We start from the raw sequence: 5,486 nt of genomic DNA, 5'->3' as shown, positions 1-5,486 counted from the left end.
CGCCCCGCCGCTGGATGCCCTGTTCGTGGTCGGGGCCAACCCGATCGACCGCAGCCGAGGTAACCGGCCCCTGATCGACTGGTTGCGCCAACTGGCCCGCCAGCACGTACCGCTAGGGGGCATCTGTACCGGCAGCTACCTGCTGGCCAAAGCCGACCTGCTCAAAGGCTATCGCTGCACCATCCACTGGGAGGACATCGAGGCCCTGCAGGCGCATTTCCCCGGGATCGTCATATCCAGCCAACTGTTCGAACTGGACCGCGACCGTTACACCTGCTCCGGTGGCGTTGCGGCCATGGACATGATGCTGCAGCTGGTCGCCCGCGAAGCCGGCGGCCAGGACATCGCCGCCAAGGCGGCCGAGTTGCTGCTGTGCGACCGAGTGCGCGGCGAGCGCGAACGGCAGCGCGTACCGTTGCGCACCTTGCTGGGCAGTGCCCAGCCCAAGCTTAGCCAAGTGGTGGCGATCATGGAGGCCAATCTGGAGGAGCCGCTGGCGCTGGAGGAACTGGCCAGCCTCAACGAGGTGACCGTGCGCCAGCTCGAGCGGCTGTTCCACAAGTATTTGCAGCGCACGCCCAGCCAGTATTACCTGGAGTTGCGGCTGTCGCGGGCGCGGGAATTGCTGTTGCGCAGCGACGTGCAGGTGCGGGAGGTGGCGCTGGCGTGCGGGTTCAGCTCGCCGGCGCATTTTTCCAAGAGCTACAGCCGCTTCTTTGGCCTGTCACCGCTGGGGGAACGGCGGCAGGCATCGTTGCACTGATACCTCAGTCTTTGAGTTCATCATGGGCCGTTTCCCGGCACATCAACATGGCAACCAGCGCCACCAACGCTGCCGCCAGCAGGTACCCGGCCGGCGCCAGTTTGCTACCGGTCACATGAATCAACCAGGTGGCGATGAACGGTGCCGTCCCGCCAAACAAGGCGTTGGCCAGGTTGAAGCTCAAGGCAAAGCCACTGAAACGCACGCGGGTGGGGAAAATTTCCGCGAGCAGGCACGGCAAGGTGCCGTCGTTCATCGCCAGCATCGCCCCGAAGAAGATCTGGATCGCCAGCACCACCAGCAGCGGCTGGCCATCGAGCAGCTTGAACAGCGGCACGGTCAACCCCAGGAACAGCAGTGAAGCAACCACCAGCATGGTCTTGCGGCCAAAGTGGTCAGACAGGCGTCCCATCAGGAAAATCAGGCCAATGTAGGTGGCCAGCGAAACCGTCGAGGCGATGAACGAGTCACGCTCGCTCATGCCCATTTCATTCGACAGGTAAGTGGGCATGTAGCTGAGCAGCAGGTAGAACGCCACAGCATTGAGGCAGGTAACCCCGATACCGATGGCCAGGCTGCGGCGGTGCCGGCTGAGCAGTTCGCGGATCGGCGCCGGCGTCATGCAAGCCTTGCTTTCCAGCCGCTGTTCCATCTCCAGGAACTTGGGTGTGTCCTGCAGGCTCATGCGGATATAACGTCCCACCAGGCCAAACGGCGCCGCCAGCAAAAATGGCAGGCGCCAGCCCCAGCTGTGCAAGTCTTCAGTGCTGAGCAGCTCATGCAAGGCCGCGACGAATGCCGCACCGAACAACAGCCCGGCTGCGGTGCTGGCCGGCACGATGCTGGTGTACAGCCCCCGTCGGCCAGGCGGTGCGTATTCGGCGAGAAACGCCGCAGCGCCGGCATACTCGCCCGAAGCGGAAAAACCTTGCACCAGGCGGATCAGCAACAGCAGGCACGGTGCCCACAGGCCGATCTGCGCATACCCCGGCAGCAGGCCGATGCAGAAGGTCGAGATCGACATGATCAGGATCGACAGTGACAGCGCGTTGCGCCGCCCATGGCGATCGCCAAAATGGCCCCACACCACCCCGCCCAGCGGGCGTACGAGGAAGGACAGGGCGAATACCGCGAACGTCGCCAGCAGGCCGCTGGTCTTGTCGGTTTGCGGAAAGAAGGTGGCGGCGATGATGGTCGCCAGGTAGCCGTAGGCCGCGTAATCGAACCATTCGACGAAGTTGCCCATGAAACTGGCACGGGCGGCCTTGCGCAGGGCCTGGCGTTCGGCGCCTTGGGAGGCACCGGCGAGGGTGGGAGCATTCAGGGTGGTGCTGGACATGACGGATACCCTCTGGTTCTTCTAATTGGAGGCAGGGTCTGAAGGTCATACAGTTAATTGTTGTTGTGTTGTTTGTGCCGGCCTCTTCGTTCGCGCAGAGGCCGGCACCTGTCATCATTTGCGAATGATGTTGCGCTCCGGTCCATACGGGAACTTGGTGATGTTCTCGGCACCCGTTTCATTGACGATCAGGATGTCATGCTCGCGGTAGCCCCCTGCCCCCGGCAGCCCTTCGGGCAGCATGATCATCGGTTCGATCGATACCACCATGCCCGGTTCCAGCACCGTATCGATATCCTCGCGCAGCTCCAGCCCTGCCTCGCGGCCGTAGTAGTGGCTGAGGGTGCCGAACGAGTGGCCATAGCCGAAGGTGCGGTACTGCAACAGGTCATGGCGCAGGAAGATCTCGTTCAGCTCGCGGGCGATATCGCAGCAGCGCATGCCCGGGCGCACCAGCTTGAGCCCTGCCTCGTGCACCTCGACGTTGGCCTGCCACAGGCGCAAGTGCTCGTCCGGGCAGTGGCCCAAAAACAACGTGCGCTCCAGTGCGGTGTAGTAGCCGGCGATCATCGGGAAGCAGTTGAGGCTGAGAATGTCGCCCGGGTTGACCTTGCGGCTGGTCACCGGGTTGTGCGCACCGTCAGTGTTGAGCCCCGACTGAAACCAGGTCCAGGTGTCCATCAACTCGCTGTCGGGGAAACTGCGGGCGATCTCGCGGACCATCGCCTGGGTGGCATGCAGTGCCACTTCATATTCCGGCACCTGGTCCTGCAGCGCCTCGACCACCGCCGCACCGCCAATGTCAGCCACCCGCGCACCGTGGCGAATGAGCGCCTGTTCTTCGGCGGACTTGATCATGCGCATGCGCATGCAGGGCGCACCGATGTCCAGCAGCTCGGCCCTTGGGTAGCAGGCAGCGAGCTTGGCATGGTTCTGCAGGTTGAGGTGGTCGTACTCCACGCCGATACGCGACGCCAGCGGCAGCGCCTGCTGGATGGCCACGAAGTAGTTGTCGCGCTGCCAGTCGGTATAGACGATGTTGTCGGTGCCGACCGTGCGACGCCAGGGTTGGCCACCGTCGATGTTGGCGCTGATCGACACCACCTTGTCGTGGGTCACCACCAGTGCATAAGGGCGACCGAACGAACAGTAAAGGAAGTCGCTGTAGTAGTTGACGTTGTGGTACGAGGTGAAGATCGCCGCCTCGATATCCTGCTCGGCCATGTAGGCCCGCAACCGGGCATGCCGGGCGGCATATTCCTGTGCGGAAAAGGTCGGTTTGGCCTTGTTGCCGTTGCGGATCTTCAGGGTCTGGGGCATTTGCATGGTCGGTGTTCCTTGTCGTTGTGAGCACGCTGTTTCAGGCCGGCCGCCTGAGGTGCATTGCAGCAGAACGAACGAGGACGCTTTTGTACCTATCCGACCTGGAATTGGCGCGATGGCCACTGCCCCATTGCAAACAAGCCGGCCCCCACAAGCACTCCACCGCCTTCAGGCTTTGTGGTGTAACTGTGGGGGCCGGCTTGCCGGCGATTGGGCTGCAAAGCAGCCCCAGCCATCACGTTTATTTCAAATCAAAACGATCCAGCTCCATGACTTTCACCCAAGCCGCAACGAAGTCCTTGACGAACTTGTCCTTGCCATCGCTGCTGCCATACACCTCGCTCAGCGCCCGCAACTGCGCGTGCGAGCCGAACACCAGGTCCACACGGGTGCCTGTCCACTTCACCTGCCCGGTCTTGCGGTCGCGGCCTTCGAAGCTTTCGTTGTCGCCCGAGGTGGCCTTCCACTCCACACCCATGTCCAGCAGGTTGCGGAAGAAGTCATTGCTCAGGGTGCCAGGCTGGTCGGTGAACACGCCGTCCTTGCTGCCGCCATGGTTGGCACCGAGCACCCGCAGGCCGCCGATCAGCACGGTCAGTTCCGGCGCGGTCAGGGTCAGCAACTGGGCTTTATCCAGCAGCAGTTTCTCGGCCTTGACGCTGTAACGCGCCTTGGTGAAATTGCGGAAACCGTCAGCCAGTGGCTCGAGCACGGCAAACGACTCGACATCGGTCTGTTCCTGGGAGGCGTCGACACGGCCCGGGCGGAATTGCACGTTGCCAGCGTAGCCGGCATCTTTGGCGGCCTTTTCCACGGCGGCGGTACCGGCCAGCACAATCAGGTCGGCCAGAGAGATGTGCTTGCCACCGTTGTTGAATTCACCCTGGATCTGCTCCAGTGCCGCCAGCACTTTGCCCGTGCCCTGGTTGGCTGGCCAGTCCTTCTGCGGCGCCAGGCGCAGGCGCGCACCGTTGGCGCCACCGCGCTTGTCGGAACCACGGAACGTCGAGGCGGCCGCCCAGGCGGTGGATACCAGCTCACCGACGCTCAATCCCGACGCCAGTATCTTGCTCTTGAGCGCGGCAATGTCCTGCTCACTGGGTAACGCTTGATCGGCCTTGGGCAGCGGGTCTTGCCAGAGCAGTTCCTCGTTGGGCATTTCCGGCCCGAGGTAACGTGCCAGCGGGCCCATGTCGCGGTGGATCAGCTTGTACCAGGCACGGGCGAAGGCGTCTGCCAACTGGTCGGGGTTGTCCTTGAAGCGCCGGGCAATCGGCTCGTAGATCGGGTCGAAGCGCAGGGCCAAGTCAGAGGTGAGCATGGACGGTGCGTGGCGTTTGCCTGGGTCATGGGCATCCGGCACGGTGCCAGCGCCTTTGCCCTCCTTGGGCTGCCACTGGTGGGCACCGGCCGGGCTCTTGGTCAGTTCCCACTCGAAGTTGAACAGGTTGTTCAGGTACTCGTTGCTCCAACGCGTTGGCGTAGAGGTCCAGGTCACTTCCAGGCCGCTGGTGATGGTGTCGCCACCCTTGCCGGTGCCAAATTTGTTGGCCCAGCCCAGGCCTTGCAGTTCAAGGCCGGCGGCCTCCGGTTCGGGGCCGACGTTATCAGCAGGGCCTGCGCCATGGGTTTTGCCGAAGGCATGGCCACCGGCGATCAGGGCCACGGTTTCTTCATCGTTCATGGCCATGCGGCCGAAGGTTTCGCGGATATCCTTGCCCGAAGCCACCGGGTCGGGGTTGCCTTCCGGGCCTTCCGGGTTGACGTAGATCAGGCCCATCTGCACGGCGGCCAGCGGGTTTTCCAGGTTGCGCTCGGCCGACAGGTCGCGGTTCTGTTCTTCACCATGCTTGGCGGGTTCGGCCACCAGGTCCCCCTGCCCGGGCGCCTGGGCCTTGACCTGGTCCTTGCCGTAACGGGTGTCGCCGCCCAGCCAGACCTTTTCCGAACCCCAGTACACGTCTTCGTCCGGCTCCCACACATCCGCCCGGCCGCCGGAGAAACCGAAGGTCTTGAACCCCATCGATTCCAGGGCGACGTTGCCGGTGAGCACGATCAGGT

At 63.3% G+C, this 5,486-nt stretch carries 4 protein-coding genes; 1 reads left to right on the top strand and 3 read right to left on the bottom strand.

Annotated features, from left to right (window positions below; translation table 11 throughout):
• Positions 1 to 763 (top strand): GlxA family transcriptional regulator (locus BLX42_RS12070; protein WP_161871838.1); only part of this gene is annotated, 763 nt, incomplete at its 5' end.
• A gap of 4 nt (positions 764 to 767) precedes the next feature.
• Here BLX42_RS12070 and BLX42_RS12065 read toward each other — a convergent pair.
• The 3 genes from BLX42_RS12065 to katG all read right to left on the bottom strand — a co-directional run.
• Entirely contained in the window at positions 768 to 2,102 is a 1,335-nt protein-coding gene (locus tag BLX42_RS12065; RefSeq protein WP_161871837.1) for an MFS transporter, read from the bottom strand.
• Positions 2,103 to 2,216: 114 nt separating this feature from the next.
• A complete protein-coding gene (locus tag BLX42_RS12060; RefSeq protein WP_125923005.1) occupies positions 2,217 to 3,428 on the bottom strand; it encodes a M24 family metallopeptidase in 1,212 nt (403 codons plus the stop codon).
• Positions 3,429 to 3,666: 238 nt separating this feature from the next.
• On the bottom strand, positions 3,667 to 5,486 hold a 1,820-nt coding region (katG, locus tag BLX42_RS12055; RefSeq protein WP_161871836.1), incomplete at its 5' end, for a catalase/peroxidase HPI.

Source organism: Pseudomonas sp. SG-MS2, from assembly GCF_009933855.1.
Taxonomy (GTDB): domain Bacteria; phylum Pseudomonadota; class Gammaproteobacteria; order Pseudomonadales; family Pseudomonadaceae; genus Aquipseudomonas; species Aquipseudomonas putida_E.
Note: the sequence above shows the minus strand (reverse complement) of the source record. Positions and strands in the feature narration are given on the sequence as shown.

Excerpts from the sequence above, each read along its gene's own strand:
- BLX42_RS12065 (WP_161871837.1), bottom strand. The coding sequence starts at position 2,102 with ATGTCCAGCACCACCCTGAATGCTCCCACCCTCGCCGGTGCCTCCCAA.
- BLX42_RS12060 (WP_125923005.1), bottom strand. The coding sequence starts at position 3,428 with ATGCAAATGCCCCAGACCCTGAAGATCCGCAACGGCAACAAGGCCAAA.